The organism is Pseudomonas sp. BS3782 TE3695 (genome assembly GCF_050435305.1).
In the GTDB taxonomy this organism is placed as follows: Bacteria; Pseudomonadota; Gammaproteobacteria; order Pseudomonadales; family Pseudomonadaceae; genus Aquipseudomonas.
In genome coordinates, this window is sequence record NZ_JBNDKB010000001.1 from 609,802 (window position 1) to 630,370 (window position 20,569).

Here is a 20,569-nt window from a genome sequence, read left to right on the forward strand (position 1 = left end):
GCCGCCCTGCTTTATGGTTTTTTCACGCCTGCATTTCACTGATGCCGACCTGTTGCAAAGCCGCGGCCAGGCTTTCGACCTGCCGCTGCTCGGTGTCTTTGAGTTGTTGCAATTGCTGGCCAAGACTCGGTGCGCCAAACACGCCGCGCAGCCCTTGGGAAACATCTCCCATCCTGATTGAGTGATTGCCGAAGGCGTTCAGCGAGTCCCCCTCGCTGACCGTGTCCTGATTGAACAGATTCGACAGCGTGCTGCTGCCAAAGACCCCGCCATCGCCGCCGCCAAAACCGAGGAAGCCGTGACCTGAGCCATCGCCTCCGTTTTCACTGCTGCTGAATACCTGCGCGATAAAGCTGGGCGTCAGCGCTCCATGGCTCATGAAAATGTCGCCCAAAGGCCGAATGCCGTTGCCGATTACTCGCTGTTCGAACAGCGGGGTAAAGGTCAGCGGCGAGCCGAGATCGCCAGTGGGTGGAGTGAAGATGATCGGTTGTAATGGCAGGTTGGGCAGATCGGGCACGCTGACAGGAACCGTGACCCGGAACTCGGGTTCCGGCGGTACCACGACAACGGGCGATGATGGTGCAACGACCGTATTGATCGAATAGCTGTTCGACAGGCTCACACCACTGCCCGTGTTGCCTGCTGCATCGCTGACGCCAGCGACGCTCAGGCTGATCGCATTGTTGCCACTGCTGACGTTGGCGTTCGGCGTCAGGGTCGCGGTCCAGGTTCTACCGCCATCGCTGCTGCTCAAACCGGACAAGCTGCCGTTCGCCACGCTGATGTCGGACAGGTCAAAGCCACTCACTGCTTCGTTGAAAGTGAAGGTCACCAATGAGGTCTGGCCCACGCCCAGGTTGGGGTTGGCAACCACCACCATGGCCGTCGGCCGTTCGCCATCGATGGCGTAGTTGTTGGATACCGCGACGCTGGCGCCGATGTTGCCCGCCAGGTCCGTCACGTTGCTGGTGTCCAGCGCAATGAAATTGCTTGGGTCAGTGATGCTCGCGGTGGGTGTGAACGTTCCGGTCCAGGTCTTGCCGCCGTCGCTGCTGGCCAGATTGGTCAGCTCGCCGTTAGTGACGCTCAAGTCCGACAAATCGAAGTCGCTGACCGCCTCGCTGAACGTGAAGGTCACCAGCGTCGTCTGGCCGATGCCCAGGTTCGGGTTGGCAACCACGATGGTGACGGTCGGGCGAGTCGCATCAAGTGCGTAGTTGTTGGAAATGGCGATGATGGCGCCGGCATTACCCGCCGCGTCGAACACATTGCCGGTGTCGAGCAGGATCAGGTTGGTCGCATCGTTAAGGCTCGCGGTCGGTGTGAGTGTGGCGGTCCAGGTCACACCGCCGTCGCTACTGGCCAGGTTGGACAACACGCCATTGGCCACGCTGAGGTCTGACAGGTCGAAACCGGACACCGCTTCACTGAAGGTAATGGTCACCGTGGTGGTTTCACCAATGCCCAGCTTATTGTCCGCCACCACAATGGTCGCGTCAGGGCGAACGGTATCAATCGCGAAATTGTTGGAGTCGGTCACGCCGACGCCGCTGTTGCCCGAGACGTTGGTCACACCGTTGTTGTTCAGGCTGATCAGGTTAGTGGTGTCCGTCACGCTGACCGCAGGTGTGAAGGTCGCGGTCCAGGTCACGCCACCATCGATGGACGAAACGTTGCTGAGGGTGCCGTTGGCTATCGTCAGGTCGGCGTTGTCAAAACCACTGACCGCCGAGCTGAACGTGATAGTGACCAACGAGGTTTCACCGACCTTCAGCGCATTGTCGGCAACCACGATGGTGGCGGTCGGCACCTCGGTTTCCACCACATAGTTGGCCGAGTTGGTGGTGCCAGACCCGGCATTGCCGGCCAGGTCCGAGATGCCGCCGTTGCTCAACGTGATGAGGTTGCTGGTATCGGTAATTCCGGCGGTGGGGGTGAAGGTCCCGGTCCAGGTGATGCCGCCGTCGCTGCTGCTCACCGCGCTCAACGTGCCGTTGGCGATACTCAAGTCAGCGTTGTCGAAACCCGTTACCGCCTCGCTGAAGGTGATGGTCACCAGCGCGGTTTCGCCCGGTTTCAGGGTCGTGTCGCTCAGCACGATGGTGGCGGTCGGGCGTTGGCTGTCGATGGCGTAGTTATTCGAATCGGTGGTCCCGGTCCCCGTGTTGCCTGCCCCGTCGATCACTCCAGTGTTGTCCAGGGTGATCAGGTTGGTCGTGTCGGTGATGCTCGCCGTCGGCGTCAGGGTGGCGGTATAGGTGATGTTATCGCTGGTGCTCAGATTGCTCAGGGTACCGTTGCTCACGGTCAGGTCAGCCGTGGTAAATCCGGTCACCGCCTCGGAAAACGTGATGGTCACCACCGAGGTTTGCCCCACCGCCAGCGCCGCGTCCGCGACCACGATGGTGGCCGTCGGGCGCACGGTGTCGATGGCGTAGTTGTTGGAATCGGTGGTGCCGCTGCCGGCATTGCCCGAAGCGTTTTGCACACCGCTGTTATCCAGGGTGATCAGGTTGGTGGTGTCGGTGATGGCAGTGGTCGGCGTAAAGGTTGCGGTCCAGGTGATGCCGCCATCGCTGCTGCTCACCGTGCTCAAGGTGCCATTGGCGATGGTCAGGTCGGCGTTGGTGAAACCGCTGACTGCTTCATTGAAGGTGATGGTCACCAGCGAGGTTTCACCGATGTTCAACGCATTGTCGGCGACCACGATGGTGGCCGTCGGCAGCACCGTATCGAGGGTGTAGTTGCCGGAGTTGGTGGTGCCGCTGCCGGTGTTGCCGGCGATGTCGGCCACACCGGTATTGGCCAGGGTGATGACGTTGCTCGCATCATTCACGCCGACGGTTGGCGTGAAGGTCGCGGTCCAGGTAATGCCGCCGTCACTGCTGCTCACCGCAGTCAGGGTGCCGTTGGCGATGGTCAGGTCGGCGTTGGTGAAACCGCTGACCGCTTCGCTGAAGGTGATGGTCACCAGCGAGGTTTCGCCCGCCGTCAGTGTGGGATCGGCCAGCACAATCGTCGCGGTCGGACGTACGGTGTCGATGGCGTAGTTGTTGGAATCGGTGGTGCCGCTGCCGGTGTTGCCCGCCAGATCCGCCACGCCGGTGTTGTCCAAGGTGATCAGGTTGGTGGTGTCGTTGATGCTCGCGCTCGGCGTGAAGGTCGCGGTCCAGGTGATGCCGCCGTCGCTGCTGCTGACTGCGCTCAAGGTGCCATTGGTAATGGTCAGATCCGCATTGGTGAAGCCGCTGACCGCTTCGCTGAAAGTAATGGTCACCAGCGAGGTTTCGCCGATTCTCAGCGCCGTGTCCGTCACCACGATGGTTGCCGTTGGCCGCACGGTGTCGATGGCGTAGTTGTTGGAATCGGTGGTGCCGCTGCCGGCATTGCCCGAAGCGTTTTGCACACCGCTGTTATCCAGGGTGATCAGGTTGGTGGTATCGGTGATGGCGTTGGTCGGTGTGAAGGTCGCCGTCCAGGTGATACCGCCATCGCTGCTGGTCACCGCGCTCAAGGTGCCATTGGCGATGGTCAGGTCGGCGTTGGTGAAACCGCTGACCGCTTCGCTGAAAGTAATGGTCACCAGCGACGTTTCACCGATGTTCAACGCATTGTCGGCGACCACGATGGTGGCCGTCGGCAGCACCGTATCGAGGGTGTAGTTGCCGGAGTTGGTGGTGCCGCTGCCTGTGTTGCCGGCGATGTCGGCCACACCGGTATTGGCCAGGGTGATGACGTTGCTCGGGTCATTCACGCCGACGGTTGGCGTGAAGGTCGCGGTCCAGGTAATGCCGCCGTCGCTGCTGCTGACGGCGGTCAAGGTGCCGTTGGCGATGGTCAGGTCGGCGTTGGTGAAACCGCTGACCGCTTCGCTGAAGGTGATGGTCACCAGCGACGTTTCGCCCGCCGTCAGTGTGGGATCGGCCAGCACAATCGTCGCGGTCGGACGCACGGTGTCGATGGCGTAGTTGTTGGAATCGGTAGTGCCGCTGCCGGTGTTGCCCGCCAGATCCGCCACGCCGGTGTTGTCCAAGGTGATCAGGTTGGTGGTGTCGTTGATGCTCGCGCTCGGCGTGAAGGTCGCGGTCCAGGTGATGCCGCCGTCGCTGCTGCTGACTGCGCTCAAGGTGCCATTGGTAATGGTCAGATCCGCATTGGTGAAGCCGCTGACCGCTTCGCTGAAAGTAATGGTCACCAGCGAGGTTTCGCCGATTCTCAGCGCGGTGTCCGCAACCACAATGGTTGCCGTTGGCCGCACGGTGTCGATGGCGTAGTTGTTGGAATCGGTGGTGCCGCTGCCGGCATTGCCCGAAGCGTTTTGCACACCGCTGTTATCCAGGGTGATCAGGTTGGTGGTATCGGTGATGGCGTTGGTCGGTGTGAAGGTCGCCGTCCAGGTGATACCGCCATCGCTGCTGGTCACCGCGCTCAAGGTGCCATTGGCGATGGTCAGGTCGGCGTTGGTGAAACCGCTGACCGCTTCGCTGAAAGTAATGGTCACCAGCGACGTTTCACCGATGTTCAACGCATTGTCGGCGACCACGATAGTGGCCGTCGGCAGCACCGTATCGAGGGTGTAGTTGCCGGAGTTGGTGGTGCCGCTGCCTGTGTTGCCGGCCAGATCGGCCACACCGGTATTGGCCAGGGTGATGACGTTGCTCGCATCATTCACGCCGACGGTTGGCGTGAAGGTCGCGGTCCAGGTAATGCCGCCATCACTGCTGCTCACCGCACTCAGCGTACCATTGGCGATGGTCAGGTCGGCGTTGGTGAAGCCGCTGACCGCTTCGCTGAAGGTGATGGTCACAAGCGAGGTTTCGCCCGCCGTCAGTGTGGGATCGGCCAGCACAATCGTCGCGGTCGGGCGCTGCGTGTCGATGGCGTAGTTATTCGAATCGGTGGTGCCGCTGCCGGTGTTGCCCGCCAGATCCGCCACGCCGGTGTTGTTCAAGGTGATCAGATTGGTGGTGTCGTTGATGCTCGCGCTCGGCGTGAAGGTCGCGGTCCAGGTGATGCCGCCGTCGCTGCTGCTGACTGCGGTCAAGGTGCCGTTGGTAATGGTCAGATCCGCATTGGTGAAGCCGCTGACCGCTTCGCTGAAAGTAATGGTCACCAGCGAGGTTTCGCCGATTCTCAGCGCAGTGTCCGTCACCACGATGGTTGCTGTTGGCCGCACCGTATCGACCGCATAGTTATTGGAGTCGGTGGTGCCGCTGCCGGCGTTGCCCACCAGATCCGCCACGCCGGTGTTGTCCAGGGTGATCAGGTTGGTCGTGTCGGTGATGCTGGCGGTCGGGGTAAACGTCGCGGTCCAGGTGATGCCGCCATCGCTGCTGCTCACCGCGCTTAAGGTGCCGTTGGCGATGGTCAGGTCAGCGTTGGTGAAACCGCTGACTGCTTCATTGAAGGTGATGGTCACCAGCGAGGTTTCGCCGATTCTCAGCGCATTGTCTGTCACCACGATGGTTGCGGTTGGACGAAGCGTATCGATCGCATAATTGTTCGAGTCGGTGGTGCCGCTGCCGGTGTTGCCCGCCAGATCCGCCACGCCGGTGTTGTTCAGGGTGATCAGGTTGGTCGTGTCATTCACGCTCGCGTTCGGGGTGAACGTGGCGGTCCAGGTGATGCCGCCGTCGCTGCTGCTCACCGCGCTCAAGGTGCCGTTGGTAATGGTCAGATCCGCGTTGGTGAAACCGCTGACCGCTTCGCTGAAGGTGATGGTCACCAGCGAGGTTTCACCGATTCTCAGCGCATTGTCTGTCACCACGATGGTTGCCGTTGGCCGTAGGGTATCGATCGCATAATTGTTCGAATCGGTGGTGCCGCTGCCGGCGTTGCCCGCCAGGTCGCTGACTCCGGTGTTGTCCAGGGTGATCAGGTTGCTCGTGTCGGTAATACTCGCGCTCGGCGTGAAAGTCCCCGTCCAGGTGATGCCGCCGTCGCCGCTGCTCACTGCGGTCAAGGTGCCGTTGGCAATGGTCAGGTCCGCATTGGTGAGACCGGTGACCGCTTCGTCGAAGGTGATAGTCACCAGGGAGGTTTCGCCGACCTTGAGGGCCGTGTCGGTAAATACGATGCTGGCGGTGGGGCGTACGGTGTCGACCGTGTAGTTATTGGAGTTGGTGGTGCCGACGCCGGCGGTGCCCAGACCGTTTATCACACCGGTGTTGTCCAGGGTGATGACGTTGCTTGTATCGGAAATGCTGGCGGACGGCGTGAACGTTGCGGTCCAGGTAAGGCCGCCATCGCCACTGCTTACCGCCGTCAACGTGCCATTGGCGATGGTCAGGTCGGCATTGGTGAAACCGGTCACCACCTCGGAGAAAGTAATGGTCACCAGGGACGTTTCACCGATGCTCAGTGTGGTGTCAGCGATCACAATGGTCGCGGTCGGCGGTGGCGAATACGCGGTGTTGAGTACACCACCGTCGTTGTAGATGGTCGCGACAGAGGTCGGCGAGGTGCCGGTTGAACCTCCGCCCTGCGCGGTACCGCCTGCGCCACTGGCCGCGGCATTACCGGCCAGGGCGGCGAAGTTGGCGGCTGTGATCAGCAGCGTGCCTTTGTTCCAGATCGCACCGACGCCACGGCCACCAATGCCGCCATTGCTGGCATTGCTGCCTTGGCCACCACCACCGCCGCCACCGCCGCCGGCACCAATGTTGTTGCTGATGGTCGAGGTGCCGACGATGGTGATGGTGCCGCTGCTGGCGTTGTAGATCCCCCCCACCGCGTTGCCGCCGGCGCCACCCACCTTGTCCCAACCGGCCCCGCCGCCACCGCCGCCAATGGAAAGCGTGCCATTGGTGGCCGATGCACCGTTACCGCCGTTGCTGTAATAGGAAACGCCTACGCCGCCAGCCCCGCCGGTGGTGGTACCGCCGCGACCGCCCATGTGGGTGGCGTCATAACCGCCGCCGTAACCACCGACACCGCCGCCGCCCGCCTGGCCGCCCAATGTGCCGGTGCCCGGCCCTGCCGAACCGCCATGCCCACCGCCCTGGCCGCCCAAACCACCGCCCCCACCACCGCCACCGCCGTAAAAAGCGCCCGTCACACCGCCGCCGCCACCACCACCGGAAGCGGCGTTGGAGGTCACGGTAACGTTGTTCAAGGTCAGAATCCCTGCGTTGAAAATCCCCCCGGCCATCGAGCCCGTGGCACCGTAGCCACCGTTGCCGCCCGTGCCCGACACCAGGCCACGGGTAATCACCAGGCCATCGAGGGCCACGATACTGCCAGACGTCACTTCCATCACTCGGGTCCGGTATTGACCGTCGAGAATCACGTCAGCCGCGCCGTCGTTGTTCAAGTCGCCATCAACGGTGATGTTCTTGTTGATCAGCAGCTCGGACGTCAGCTGCACCGTCATGCTGCTGCTGAAGGTGACGATATCGCCGTTCTGCGCCGAGGCGATGGCCGCGCGCAGCGAACCGACGCCCGTGTTGGCGTTGTTAGTGGCGGTCCAAGTAGCCAGACCCCACTGATAGTCGGTCATGGCCGTGGTCGAGAGGACATTGGCGCTTTCGATATTGCCGGTGGCAATTTCCAGATCCCAGTCGCCACCGAGCCCGGTGCGATCGCTGGAGGCGGCCACATCGCGGCCGGTCAATTGAGCCAACGAGTCGATAAAACTCAAGCCGCGCTCGCCGTCGGCGGTGTAGCAGCCGTAAATCAGGATGTCGCCGCCAACGTTCATGTCCTTGCCGATTTCCGCCAGCACCGCGCTGCGGGCCGCGACGTTGTCGGCAGACAAGTAGCTGTTGCCCAGCCACAAATCGCCCGCATTGCCGTGAGCAATGATCTGCACCGAGCTGATGCCCTGATGACCGTCCAGATAATCGGCGATTTGCTGCAGGCCATCTTTGCTGGCATCCAGCTGAACCACCTGAGTGCCGGGCGCGACGCCTTGAAGCAGGCTGTCGACATCCTTGACCCGCGAATCGACAAACACCACGCTCTGCCCCGCCACTGCAACGGGTGCTGGCGCCGGTGTAGCATCGGCCTGGCCGGGGGTGTCTTTGCTGGCGACCGGTTGATCGGCCGTCGGCGCTTTGACCGCCTCGGCGGTGGCATGGCTGTCAGCCTGGGCAGTGTCGGCAACGGTGGCGGCCACCGCGCCGTCGAACAGCATGCGTGGCTCCAGGGACATGATCATTGGCGAGGTCAGCGCTCGTGCGCCTTCGGTAACCCGCGACTTGCCTTTGCTCCACCACATGTTGCTCACCCGGACTCGAACTTTCTGAGGCATCAATGAAAACGCCGCGATCAACTGATCGCGGCGTCGGCTTTCATACGAATGACATTGGCGGCGCTGGCTGAGCCATCGAGCCAAAAGGACAACTCGGCGTACTGCTTGAACAGGTCCGGCGGCAGGATCGTTCGCCTGGATTGCAGCTGGACCTTGGCCTTCACCTTATGCAGCCCCGAGAGACCGAGGGCCTGGTCGAATTCCGGTGCGTCGTAGGCCAAATGGTCGAAATCATGTTCGAACCAGGGTTCGCCAATGAAATCGTAGACCAGCCGCATCACCCGCTCCGGCGCCTGGCTCAGCAGGTCGTAATCAATGATCAGCAACGAGTCGGCGTGTTCGCCGTAATAGGCTTCCTTGAGGGCGGCCCAAGAAAACCCCACCAGCCGATTGCGCTGGGCCAGGGTTTCGCAGCGGCTATAGACCGTGTTGCGTTCGACCGCATCGCCAAACAGCTTGGTGTTTTCGAAGGGGTTGGCGCGGTACAGGCGTTCGATGCTGTCCATGACCCAAGCGACATTGCGTACGCAGGCAATGATTTTGGCTTGAGGGAACAGATCGCTGATCGCCGGCAGGCGCGAACTCCACAGGCGGTTGGTGTCGAACACCACCGGTTTGTCGGCCTTGTCGGCGTAGTAAGAGTCGAACAGGCCACGCAACAGACGGCGACGCAGGTCGGTGTCGATCACCGCACCGAATTCGCTGCCGGCGCTGCACTGTTCCAGAACACCGGAAAAGAGCGCACCCACGGGGCTGGTCATACCGGCATGAAAACGCGGATTCTGCAAAAGAATGGCAGAAAGCAGGGTCGAGCCGGAACGCGGCAAGCCGGAAATAAAGTGAAAGCGCTGCATCCATTCACCCGCCAGAAGTCCATTTGTATGACGAGCGTAGACCATGAATGGCCGTGCGACTAGTGGTGTTTTGATATCAAATCGGAGCTAAATCCACTGAAACAGATGATTCATATAGCCCACTGGAAGATGAATCGATTAAGCCATTGAATACGGCCTACTTCTGCCAACCCTGGGGCAAAGGCGCGACGACTCGGTCGCCGGGAGCGAAGTGCTGGTTCACATAGCTGACCATGACGCTGATCTGATCGTCGGTATCCACCGTGGCATTGTTCTTCAGCCCCACCAGTTCGATGCCGACAAACAGCATCAGCACGGCCAGCGCCACTACCTTGAAGTCCGCGTACAAACGATCGATGGCCAGCGCCACCAGCATCGGCACGCCCAGGGCATAAGCGCTCAGGTAGCGCTCGATGAACACCGGGGCTATGAACGACACCGCAAATACCAGCAACAATGGGAGAACGGTGTAGATCAGCGCCAGCGCACTGCCACGGAAAACACTGCGATCGCGTGTCAGCGCCACACCCGCCAAGGCCAGCACCGCCAATGGCAACGCGATAAAAATCAGCGTGGGCAGGTTCTCGCCATCGTCCTGGATCAGGAACGACCAGATCATCGAAGGCAATGAGCCGAGCGTGCCGAACGCCTCCCACCCCGCATCGCCATTGGCTTTGAGCTGATCCATGTGCTGCATCAGATCGAACAGATTGGGCAGCCATGGCAGGTACAACGCCACAATCGCCATATTGGCCAGCCACCAGCCTGGGCGCTGAATGTGCCGCAATCGATACCCTGGTTGCACGCGGATCAGTCCCAGGTATAGCCAGTGACATAGCACGCAAAACGCCGTGAAGTAATGGGTGTAGAACGCCGCGCTCATCAGCAGGGTATAAATCACCAGGTAGCGCGTGTGTTGCGGCCGCTTGATCCAATACATCAAGGCAATCGTGGCAGCGATCAGCCACAGCCCCAGCCACGAATACATACGCACTTGCTGGCTGTAATGCACCGCCGTGGGCAGCAGCGCCAGCAGGACCCCGGCCAGCAACGCGGCACGGCGGGTGGCGAGCAAGTCCACCAACCAGACGCTGAGCCCCACCGTGACAATCCCCGGCAGCGCACTCAGGCTGCGAATCGAAAAAATGCCATCTCCGAACAGGTCGACCCAGCCATGCAGCAGCATGAAATACAGGGGTGGATGCACACCATGGGCCGCGTGCTCCCAGATCCCGGCCAGGGAATACTGGCTCAGCAACAGGCTGGACCCTTCGTCGCCCCGAATCGCTGCCGCCGTCAGGTGGTAAAAACGCACCAGTGCGGCCAGCGTCAGAATCGACAGTAGCCAATGCTCCCGTGCCCATCGCAGCAAGCGACGGGCAGCCGCCCACGACCCCGGCATCGCATGCGGGTCCTGGGTATCGCCCAGCGGTGTTTCTCTGCGCGCCTCCATTGCCTTCCCTCTGCAACGGCCAAGTGAAAACCGAAGCTTCTCCAGCACTGTAGGACAGGCACGAGCCCGACGTCGATGCTGGCCGTGCGACGGACGACGTCCGGCAATCATTCCGATCAGCGTCTACGCTTTGGCGTGGCGTGAACCAGCCATGGAGATGAAAGGAGTCGGCTGATAGCGCGAACTTCCCGGGTTAACCGGGCCTGCAACGTGACGCATCAGACACTAACCTGAGGGATGAGGAACCATGGAAGTATTCATCGGCACTATCCAGTCTTTCGCCTTTAACTTCGCTCCCAACGGCTGGGCCCTGTGCAACGGCCAGACGCTGAGCATCTCGCAATACAACACGGTTTTCGCACTGCTGGGAACCTACTACGGCGGCAATGGCACCACCAATTTCATGCTGCCCAACCTGCAAGGTCGCATGCCAGTCGCCATGGGCAACGGCTTGGGCCTGACCCCGCGGGTCATCGGCGAAGTCTCTGGCACCGAGAACGTCACCGCGACCATCAATAACCTGCCCAACCACACCCACGCCCTGGCCGGGCTCACAGCCACCACCACCCTGCAACTGGCCAGCCCGGCGAGCAACCCGGTCACCAACCCGACCGCAACCAACTCGTACATCGGCGCCTCGAGCGGCGGGCCGGGCTCGGCGAGTATTTACTCCGATCAGCAAGGTGCCGCGGCCGTGCCGCTCAAGGGCGTAGCCACCACGGTGACGGGGGAAATCTCGTCCGCCGGCAACGGCTTGCCCATGGCGGTGATGAACCCGTTCCTGGTGCTCAACTTCAGCATCGCCCTGAGCGGGCTGTTCCCTTCGCGTAACTGAGGGTCTGGCCGGGGGTTCAAATCCCCCGGTCACTTTGCTTATGGAGTGATGCCATGCTGCAACAGGTTCAAAGCCAGCACTTTCAGGCACTGCTGGGCAAGACAGGGACGCTGCGGCTACCAGATGGCAGTGAATTGCCGATCCATATCGACACCCTTAAAGAAACACCGCATTCACAGATGCCCAAAAGCGAGCGCATGCCGTTCAGTGTCGAGCTCAACAGCCTGCAACCCACCGACTTTGTCGATGGCTTGTGTGCGCTGAAGTTGCCGGAGTTGGGTCAGGTAGAAGATATTTTTGTGTCGCGAGTGCCGGCCATGGGGCGTGATCCGCAACTGGGGTATTTCTATATCGCGTTCAACTGAAGAGCGACGCCGATCGCCTTATGTAGGAGCTGCCGCAGGCTGCGATCTTTTGATCTTGAAAGAGCAAGATCAAAAGATCGCAGCCTGCGGCAGCTCCTACACGAGATTGTGGTGGGTTCAAACCTTCGGGTACCACACCAACCGCTCCGCCGCCGGGTTGCGCTCTTCAACCTGAAACCCCAGCGCCAGGTAATGCTGGCGCGCATGGGGGTTATTGGCCCAGACCACCGTCGCCACCGGGCAGCGGATTTGTTGTGCGGCTTTTTGCACACCTTGCAGCACCATCCGACCGTATCCCTGGCCTCGGGCCTGTGGAATGAACGCCAGGTACAGCACGCGAATTTCGTTGGGGCCGAAGTCGGTGGTCAGTGCGCCGATGGCTGTGTCGAGTTTCTCGATCACGTAATGCATGGCGTTGGGAAAGTTCTCCCCCAGCCCTTGTTCCTGCACCCTGAATTGCTGGGCAACCACCTGCTCAACCACTTCCTGCTCACCGTCGATCCATTGCAGATCCGGTCGCGCCGCCTGATAAAGGCTGTGCAGAAAAGGTCCATCACTGGTCCGCGAAGGCCTGACTACCAAGCCGTCCGCTGCCACTGAATCGATATTCGCCATCGCTGTTCCTCCTTAGAAACCGCTTTCCCTGACCCCCAGCGCCGCCATGCGCCGCCAGACGACTCCCAATAACGACTCGCCACGGCCCTGCAACACCACAATGCCGCGCAACGGCTGCACCGGCGTCGGGGTATTTTCAAGGAGGCTCAACCGCGCGCCGTACTGCGCCTGCACCGGCTCGGCGCGCTGATGCTGATCGCGGCGCACGGCGATCGGCCCGTGGTGATCGGAGGTCAGTGCTTCCTGATCGACATAAGCCACGCCGTTAGTATCGATTTCGCTCAATTGCACGGCGATCGCCGGGTGCATCGGGTCATCGGCGATGAACCGTCCGCTGGCACCCGGAGCGACACGCCAGAGTTCGGCTTCGGCCAGATAACCGCGCAACCGCGCGCCGTCCTCGACCACTCGCGCCAAAGGATCTTTGGTCGAAAGCCAACGGCCGACCGTTAACTGTGGCAACAGATCGCGCACCTTGCCACCGTGGGGCGCGCGCAGCAGCAGGCGTTCGCGCTGAGCGGCCAGGCCCCGATATTCGGCCACGGCTTCGGCTAGACGCTGCTCGACGATTCCGGCGTCGGCGGCGGTTTCGCTACGGCCGGCCTGACGACGCATCTGTAATTGCTGAATCTGGATTTCGCGACGGACGATGGCCTGGCGTGAATCCAGATCCGGTGATTCCAGTTCGATCAGCACCTCACCTTGAGCGACGATCTGACCATCATGCACATTCACCGTTTTGACCCGCGCCGCCACCGGCGCGTGCAGAGCGCTCGCGCGTCCGGCCTCAAGCATCGTCGGCAACTCCACCGCGCTGCGCCATGGCAACGCCAGCAGCAACAACAGCCCAAGCAACGCCAGACCACTGACCAGTACCCGAGGCGCATGCGCCTGTTCGCGACGGCTCCACCATTGCCGCCACTCGCTCAGAATCGGCAGGAAGATGAACCACACCAGTTCCACCAGCATCAGGAAAATTCCCAATACCTTGAAGAACAGGTGATAGACCGCCAGCGCAATCCCGAAAAACAGCACCGCGCGCCACAGCCACGCGCCATACCCCCAGATCAACAAACGTCGCTGCATCTTCGGCGACCACGGCTCCGGCGCCGGGGCCGCGTAGCCGAACAAAAACTCGCGCAGCCGCCAGCGGCACAAGGCAAAGGCCCGCCCTTGAAGGTTCTCCACTTCCCAGAAATCACTGAGCAAGAAGTAGCCATCAAAACGCATGAACGGATTGAGGTTGATCACCAATGTGGCGATCCAGGTCGCACTGGCGAGCATGAACGCCGCCGTGCGCCCGGGGCCGTCAGGCAGCAGTGACCAGGCGAGCAGCGCGATACACGCCAACACCAGTTCCGCCAACACCCCGCCGGCACCGATCAGCAACCGCGCCCGACGATCATTGACCCGCCAGGCGTCGCTGACGTCCGTGTAAAACATCGGCAGCAGCACCATAAACGCCACGCCCATGCTCTGCACCCGACAACCGGCGCGCTTGGCCATGAAGGCGTGGCCGAATTCGTGGCACAGCTTGGCGAAAAACAGCGCCACAGCAAACGCCAGGGCACCGCCGAGGCTGAACAGGTGCGGAAAGGTGGCGATAAACCGCTGCCAGTCTCGCGAGACCAGAAACACCCCGAGCCCCAGCGTCACGGGCAATCCGTAGCGCAATGCACGCGGGCCGAAACGCTCCAGCCACGGCCAGGCGCGATTGAGAAAGGCGTCCGGGCGCCACAGCGGAATCCGGAAAAACAAGTATTGATGCAGCAGGATTTGCCACAGGCTTTGGCGCTGGGCTGCGGCCTTCAGGCTATAACTGGCGCGCTGCGACGGGTCGAGGGCGCTGATCAGGTCGTGGCCGCGCAAAAACTCCAGCAATTGCTCAAGCGCCGCACCATCCAGCGGCAGCCCCGGTTCGCGGTTGGCGGCACGCAGCACGTGCTCGGGATCGCCCAACGACCAATGGCGCAGCAGGCGCATCGCCGCCGCACCGAGTTTGAAATAGCGCCCGCGCACCGGGTCGGCCAGGGTCCAGCACGGCGACCCGTCAAGGGCGGGGGCCGCCGCCGACAATTGCAGGTCCGCCCGCAGGCTCGGCAAGTTCATCTACAGGCCCACGCTCTGACGCAACGCGGCCAACGGTCGACGCAACAGGTACAACGCCAATGGCGCACGGTCGCCGAAGACTTTCGCGGTGCCACGCAAGCCGATGCGCGGTGGGGCAGCGTCAAATGTTGCATCCAGTCGATAAGCCAGTTGCCCGGCAGCGGTGGGCTGCGCTTCGTACGCCGAGCGCTCGAGTTTGGCCAAGTGCCGCCGCAGCGGATCGCTGTCGAGAAACAGCGCAACCTGCGCCCCCGGTTCCAGGGCGATCGCGTCGCCCACGGCCAACTCGATGCGCAACTCGGCCTGGTTCGGGTCGGCGATTTCCATCAGCCGCTCGCCGGTTTGCACGGGTTTGCCGGTCCAGCGTTCGGCGTCGGCGAACACAGCGATGCCATCCCGCTCGGCGCGTACTTCGCTGCGTTTGAGCAGTTCACGGGCGTAATCCCGTTCGGCGCGCTTCTGCTCCACTCGCGCCGCCAGCAGATCGATTTTCGAACTGGATTCGGCATCGGCGAAGGAGCGTTGGGAATTGGCCTTGAGTTCCGCTTCGGCAACGCCCAGGGCACGCCCGGCCACATCGGCCTGAGCCTTGAGCGTGGTGCTTTCGAAGCGCAGCAGCAGGTCGCCGGTTTTCACTGTCTGGTTGGGTTTGACCAGAAACTCGGCGATCACTCCGTCCAGCGGTGCCGCGACCACCCGACCGCCCAACGGGACGACTTCGGCCGGGGCCAACACTGATTGGCGCACCGGGATCAGCAACCCGAGCAACAACACGGCAAGCAACGCCACCTGACGCTTGCGCGTCCAGCGCAGTCGCCAGGGTTGGCGCGGTTGCTGCGCCAGCCAGGCATGGCTGTAGGTGTCGCCGAGTTGCGACAACAGCACTTGTTCGGAAGGGTTCCACGGCACATCCCGCGCCAGCCACAGACCGCCGAACACCTCGCCCTGATGATCGATCAGCGGCAGCCAGAACACCTGAGCGGCTGACAGACTTTGCCAGTCGGCCAGAATCGGTTCACTGAGAAGATCGGGCGCAATTACCCGCGCCTGTTTCAGCACATCAAGCTTGAACAGCTGCGCGACGGCTTGCTCGACAAACGCCACGAACGGCGCGTTCGGGTCCACGGCACTGACGCCCGTCACCGCCTGCACTTTTCCGGCAATCAACAGCGCGGCATGGCGGAAACCGAATAGCGCCTGACCGTCATTCACCAGGCTGTAAGCCAGTTGCGAAGGCGTGCGCGCGGCGCGGGTCTGGCGTTCGAGGTCGAGAAACCTGGCGAATACCTGCTCGGCGCCGCCGGTCACCGGGGCGTTCATTTGAGCTCCGCGAAATGCGCCGTTCCGCTCATGCCGGCCAACAGACCGTTAACCTTGGGCAATGCCGCCACCAGCAGCAAAGTCTGGCTGCCTTCATCGATTCGCGCACCGAGGCGTTTGACCGTCGCATCCAGCGGCTGACCGGTTTCATCGGGGACAAAACTGAAGGTCTGGCCGGGCTTGAGCTTGCCCATCCAGCGCGACGGCACCAACAGGTGAATTTCCAGGGTGCGGTTATCGACCACGTCCAGCAGCGGCGCGCCGGCGGCAACGCTTTCGTAGCGTTTGACCTTGCGCTCGACGACCTGACCATCAAACGGCGCCACCACGCTGCAGCGTTTGACCTGAACCTGATAGACCTGAGACTGCGCCTGAATCTCGCTGACCTTGGCCTCGGCCCGCGCCACTTCAAAGCGCCCGACTGAATTCAACGCCGCCAGTTGTTTGTTGTGGGCCAACTCTTCACCGGCGCCACGGCTGGCGGCCTGAGCCGCATTGAGCTGGGCCTGATAAGCCGAACAGTCAAACCGCGCCAGGGTGTCACCCTTTTTGAACGACTCGCCCTCACTGAACGGCAACTCGACAATCCGCCCCGACAACTCGCTGGCCAGCACAGCCTGATCCCGGGCCCGCAGCACACCACGGGCTTCACTGCTGGCCGACGCATTCCCGTCAACCGCGCTGTTCTCCAGCAGCGGATCGTCTGGCGCAGGCGTTTGCGCCTGTACTACGCACGTTAAAAAGGTTAATCCCGCAACCCAAACACGAAATCGCCGCATAACCGTAACTCCCTGACGGATGAGCGGAGTCTACGACAGCGGGGGTGAGCGTCAAGCTCGCCCACAGTGATCTTCAATGGAAGCGGACTATGTGTTCGACACAGAACCCTGTGGGAGCGGGCTTGCTCGCGATGGCGCCAGATCAGTCACCGCAAAACTCAGCGCTGCATCCCCCACCGCTTCACCGTCACCCGCTCCAACGAATCAAACACCAGATTCTCCACCAGCAACCCAATCAGAATCACCACCGCCAGGCCGGCAAACACCTTGTCGGTGTACAGCTCATTGCGATTCTGAAAGATGTACCAGCCCAACCCGCCTTTGCCGCTGGTTGCGCCAAACACCAACTCGGCAGCGATCAACGTCCGCCAGGCAAAAGCCCAGCCGATCTTCAGGCCGGCAAGGATCGACGGCAGCGCCGCCGGGATCAGGATGAACAGCACAAAACGCATGCCCTTGAGGCCATAGTTGCGCCCGGCCATGCGCAGTGTTTCCGAAACGCCAAGAAACCCGGCGTAGGTGTTCAGCGCCAAGGCCCAAAGCACCGAATGCACCAGCACGAAAATCAGGCTGTTCTGCCCCAGGCCAAACCACAGCAGCGCCAAGGGCAACAGCGCAATCGCGGGCAATGGGTTGAACATCGAGGTCAGCGTACTCAGCAGATCGCGACCGAACCGGGTCGACACCGCCAGCGTCGTCAGGACAAACGCCAGAACGATGCCGATCAGGTAACCCTTGAGCAAAACAACCAACGAAATCCACACCTTGCCCAGCAGTTCGCCACTGAGCAGGCCGTCCTGCAGCGCGCTGGCGGTTTGCAAAAAGCTCGGCAGCAGCAGGTCGTTATTCTGGTAACGGGCGACGGCCTCCCAAAGCACCGCGAGCAAAATCAGGATCAGGCTTTTGCGCAGCCAGCCTTGCTGCCAGAGACGCTGGCCGAGCGGCAATTCACGCTCCAGCGGTACGCTGGTCAGCGGCTGCAAAACAGTTTCGTACTCTTTACGCACAGATGATGAATGGCTCATCGGGCAATCCTCCAATGGCTCAATAAGCGATGCGAATGTCGGCGAAATCCAGCGCACGCTCGGTTTCCGGCGACTGACCTTCATCGAACAACAGTCGATGAATCCGCCGCGCCGATGCCTGGAACGCCACGCCACCTAAGCTGTGCAAGTCGTATTGATGACTGTGGACTTCCGCCCGCACCCGACCCGGATGGGGCGACAGCAGCAAGATCCGATTGCCCACCACCAACGCCTCTTCGATGGAGTGAGTAACGAACAGCAGCGTGAAACGCACCTCTTCCCAGAGCAGCAACAACTCTTCCTGCATCTTGCGTCGGGTCAGCGCATCAAGGGCGGCGAAGGGCTCATCCATCAACAGGATCTTCGGCTGCATCGCCAGCGCCCGAGCGATGGCGACCCTAGCCTTCATCCCGCCTGACAAGGTGTGCGGATAAGCATCGGCAAACGCCGCCAAGCCGACCTTTTCCAGATAGTGCAGCGCTCGCTCTTCGGCCTCCCTGCGCTTGAGGGTTTTCGAGGCCAGAAGCGGAAACATCACGTTCTGCTTCACGGTCTTCCACGGCGGCAGCTGATCGAACTCCTGGAACACCACGATCCGGTCCGGCCCTGGCGCATCGACCCGCTGGCCTTGCAGACGGATCTCGCCTTCCACTGGCTGGATGAAGCCAGCGGCGGCCTTGAGCAACGTCGACTTGCCACAACCGGACGGGCCGAGCAAGACAAAGCGGTCCGCCGGATCGATCTCGAAACTGACCTGGTGGGTCGCCCGCACCACCCGCTGCGGCGTGCGGTACTCGAGGCTGACGTTATCGACCGACAGCAGCGCTTGAGCTGCCGCGATCGGTTTGCTGACCGTGTGGCCTTGCAAAGGGGCGTTCATGTCGGTCAGCTCCCTTGCAGCGGCTGGGCATCCTGGAAGAAGTAATCCTTCCACGAATCCGGTTTGTTTTTGATCGCACCGACTCGGTAGAGGAACTCGGCCAACGGGTAGGTATTTTTCGGCGTGATGCTGAACTCGAACTGCGGGTTGTCGATGATTTTCAGCAACGCCGCACGATCGATTTTGGCCTTGGTGACGCGGATATAAGTGTCGGCCGCCGCACCTTTATCGTTCTGCGCAAACTCGGCCGCTTCGGTCAGCGCGGCGATGAAGGCTTTGTAGGTTTTCGGGTTCTCGTCGCGGAATTTCTCGGTGGCGAACAGCACCGTCGGCGAGTTCGGACCAAGCAAGTCATAGGTGTTCAGCACCACATGCACGTTAGGATTTTCCAGCGCCTGATCCTGGAACGGCGGGTTGGAGAAGTGCGCGCTCAACTCGGTACCGCCAGCGATCAGTGCCGCGGTAGCATCCGGATGCGGAACGGCGATGGTGTACTTGTCGAGGCGATTGAATTCCTCGTCGCCCCATTGCTTGGCCGCCGCGTATTGCAGGAAGCGCGACTGCACCGAGACCCCAACCGCCGGCACCGCAATGCGGTCCTTTTCGGTGAAGTCGGCGATGGTTTTGACCTTGGGATTATTGCTCACCAGGTAGTAAGGGAAGTTGCCCAGGGAGGCCACGGCTTTGACGTTTTGCTTGCCGTGAGTGCGGTCCCAAATGGTCAGCAGCGGGCCGACGCCGGCTCCGGCAATGTCGATGGAACCGGAAAGCAACGCATCATTGACCGCCGAGCCGCCGGAGAGCTGGGTCCAGTCGACCTTGATGTCGATGCCTTCCTGCTTGCCGTACTTCTCGATCAGGTTCTGATCGCGCACCACGTTGAGCAGCAGATACACGATGCCGAACTGTTCGGCGATACGAATTTCACCTTCGGCGTGGGCCACGGTCGGCGCTACCAGGCTGCCGGCGAGCAGGCTGAAACCCAGGCCAATGGCCGCAGCCAAGGGTGCAAATGGAAGACGTTTGGACATGGGAATTCTCCGAAATCAGAAAGGCGCGTCGCCCTGAATGGTGGTGCGATACAACTTGCGGCGCAGATGACTGGGGCATCCGGCGGCGAGGTGAATCAGCGAACGGTTGTCCCAGAACACCAGGTCGTGGGCCTGCCATTGATGGCGGTAAATGTTTTGCGCCAGCACGCTGTGGGCGTAGAGCTCGTCGAGCAATTGTTTGCTCTCGTCTTCCGGCAAACCGACGATGCGGGTGGTGAAGCCCTCGCTGACGAACAATGCCTTGCGTCCGTTTTCCGGGTGGGTGCGGACGATGGGGTGAACCACTTCGGCGACCTGAGCGAGTTGCTCCGGCGTCAGGGTCGGGCGCCAGTTGCCCTCGAATTTGCTCTCGCTGTAGCGCGCCGTGTAGGAGTGCGCGGCCGAGCGCCCTTCGACGGCTTTGCGCAGCGCCTCGGGCAGGTTGTCCCAGGCTTTGTGCATGTCGGCGAACAGCGTGTCGCCACCTTCGGACGGCAGCTCCTGGGCATGCAGCATCGAGCCCAGGCTTGGTAGCTCTTTATAGGAAAGGTCCGAGTGCCAGAACTTGCCGGCATCCCCGAGGCCGATGGATTGGCCGTTCTCGATGATGTTGGAAACGATGAGAATTTCCGGATGCCCGGCCAGCAGAAATTGCTTGAGCACATGGATCTGCAACACACCGAAACGGCGGCTGAAGGCAATCTGCTGATCGGGAGTAATGCGCTGGTCGCGGAACACCACCACGTGATGATCCAGGTGCGCACGATGGACACGGGCGAAGTCCCGGTCGTTGATCGGGCGGGACAGGTCCAGGCCGATGATTTCAGCACCGACGGCGCCGCTGAACGGGCGGATTTCGAAGGATTGCGACGCAATGGCGGCGACGCTCGTTGACACAGGCTTTGGAGAAAAAGAGACGGCTGACATAAAAATCACTCCCACGCACAGCGCGCTCAAGGGCGCGCATCGATCAGAAACTCACGGAGGTCCCGTGTTGGTTCGTGTCGTGCGGCGCGCCGATTGGTCGGCAGGTACGCAGGGGATTGACT

Annotated in this window: 12 protein-coding genes and 1 pseudogene; 2 read left to right on the plus strand and 11 right to left on the minus strand. The window is 61.6% G+C overall.

What is annotated here, in order from left to right:
• Nucleotides 1–22: 22 nt before the first annotated feature.
• The 3 genes and pseudogenes from ABH909_RS02765 to ABH909_RS02775 form a co-directional block, all read right to left on the minus strand.
• Nucleotides 23–8,161, minus strand: a complete 8,139-nt coding sequence (locus tag ABH909_RS02765) for an Ig-like domain-containing protein (protein WP_429439726.1) — start codon at nucleotides 8,159–8,161, stop codon at nucleotides 23–25.
• A gap of 110 nt (nucleotides 8,162–8,271) precedes the next feature.
• Nucleotides 8,272–9,108 carry a sulfotransferase family protein gene (locus tag ABH909_RS02770; RefSeq protein ID WP_183683322.1) on the minus strand — a complete coding sequence of 279 codons (837 nt, stop codon included), beginning with the start codon at nucleotides 9,106–9,108 and terminating at the stop codon, nucleotides 8,272–8,274.
• A 187-nt stretch (nucleotides 9,109–9,295) separates the two neighbouring features.
• A pseudogene (locus tag ABH909_RS02775) lies at nucleotides 9,296–10,561 on the minus strand (glycosyltransferase family 39 protein); the annotation flags it as partial.
• Nucleotides 10,562–10,808: 247 nt separating this feature from the next.
• Between ABH909_RS02775 and ABH909_RS02780 the strand changes: the two are divergent.
• Nucleotides 10,809–11,396 (plus strand): phage tail protein, encoded by a 588-nt coding sequence (locus ABH909_RS02780; RefSeq protein WP_429430331.1) that lies wholly within the window; start codon nucleotides 10,809–10,811, stop codon nucleotides 11,394–11,396.
• A 53-nt stretch (nucleotides 11,397–11,449) separates the two neighbouring features.
• Nucleotides 11,450–11,761, plus strand: a complete 312-nt coding sequence (locus ABH909_RS02785) for a DUF6916 family protein (protein WP_429430333.1) — start codon at nucleotides 11,450–11,452, stop codon at nucleotides 11,759–11,761.
• 117 nt (nucleotides 11,762–11,878) lie between these two features.
• Here the strand turns inward: ABH909_RS02785 and ABH909_RS02790 are convergent, their stop codons facing one another.
• From ABH909_RS02790 to ABH909_RS02825, 8 genes are all read right to left on the minus strand, one after another.
• On the minus strand, nucleotides 11,879–12,376 hold the full coding sequence (locus ABH909_RS02790; protein ID WP_429430335.1) for a GNAT family N-acetyltransferase: 498 nt from the start codon (nucleotides 12,374–12,376) through the stop codon (nucleotides 11,879–11,881).
• A gap of 12 nt (nucleotides 12,377–12,388) precedes the next feature.
• The gene (locus tag ABH909_RS02795; RefSeq protein ID WP_429430337.1) at nucleotides 12,389–14,485 is read right to left on the minus strand and encodes a biotin/lipoyl-binding protein; all 2,097 of its coding nucleotides are present in this window, start codon (nucleotides 14,483–14,485) and stop codon (nucleotides 12,389–12,391) included.
• Nucleotides 14,486–15,805 carry an efflux RND transporter periplasmic adaptor subunit gene (locus ABH909_RS02800; protein WP_429430339.1) on the minus strand — a complete coding sequence of 440 codons (1,320 nt, stop codon included), beginning with the start codon at nucleotides 15,803–15,805 and terminating at the stop codon, nucleotides 14,486–14,488.
• Nucleotides 15,802–16,584, minus strand: coding sequence for an efflux RND transporter periplasmic adaptor subunit (locus tag ABH909_RS02805; RefSeq protein WP_429430341.1), 783 nt, complete (start codon nucleotides 16,582–16,584; stop codon nucleotides 15,802–15,804). Before ABH909_RS02805 ends, ABH909_RS02800 begins: the two co-directional genes overlap by 4 nt.
• 158 nt (nucleotides 16,585–16,742) lie before the next feature.
• Complete coding sequence (locus tag ABH909_RS02810; protein WP_429430343.1) at nucleotides 16,743–17,609, minus strand: ABC transporter permease; 867 nt, start codon at nucleotides 17,607–17,609, stop codon at nucleotides 16,743–16,745.
• Between the two features lie 19 nt (nucleotides 17,610–17,628).
• Complete coding sequence (locus ABH909_RS02815; protein WP_429430345.1) at nucleotides 17,629–18,489, minus strand: ABC transporter ATP-binding protein; 861 nt, start codon at nucleotides 18,487–18,489, stop codon at nucleotides 17,629–17,631.
• A 5-nt stretch (nucleotides 18,490–18,494) separates the two neighbouring features.
• A complete protein-coding gene (locus ABH909_RS02820) occupies nucleotides 18,495–19,520 on the minus strand; it encodes an ABC transporter substrate-binding protein (protein WP_429430347.1) in 1,026 nt (341 codons plus the stop codon).
• 15 nt (nucleotides 19,521–19,535) lie between these two features.
• Nucleotides 19,536–20,447: a TauD/TfdA dioxygenase family protein gene (locus ABH909_RS02825; protein ID WP_008074870.1), complete on the minus strand. Its 912-nt coding sequence runs from the start codon at nucleotides 20,445–20,447 to the stop codon at nucleotides 19,536–19,538.
• Nucleotides 20,448–20,569 lie beyond the last annotated feature (122 nt).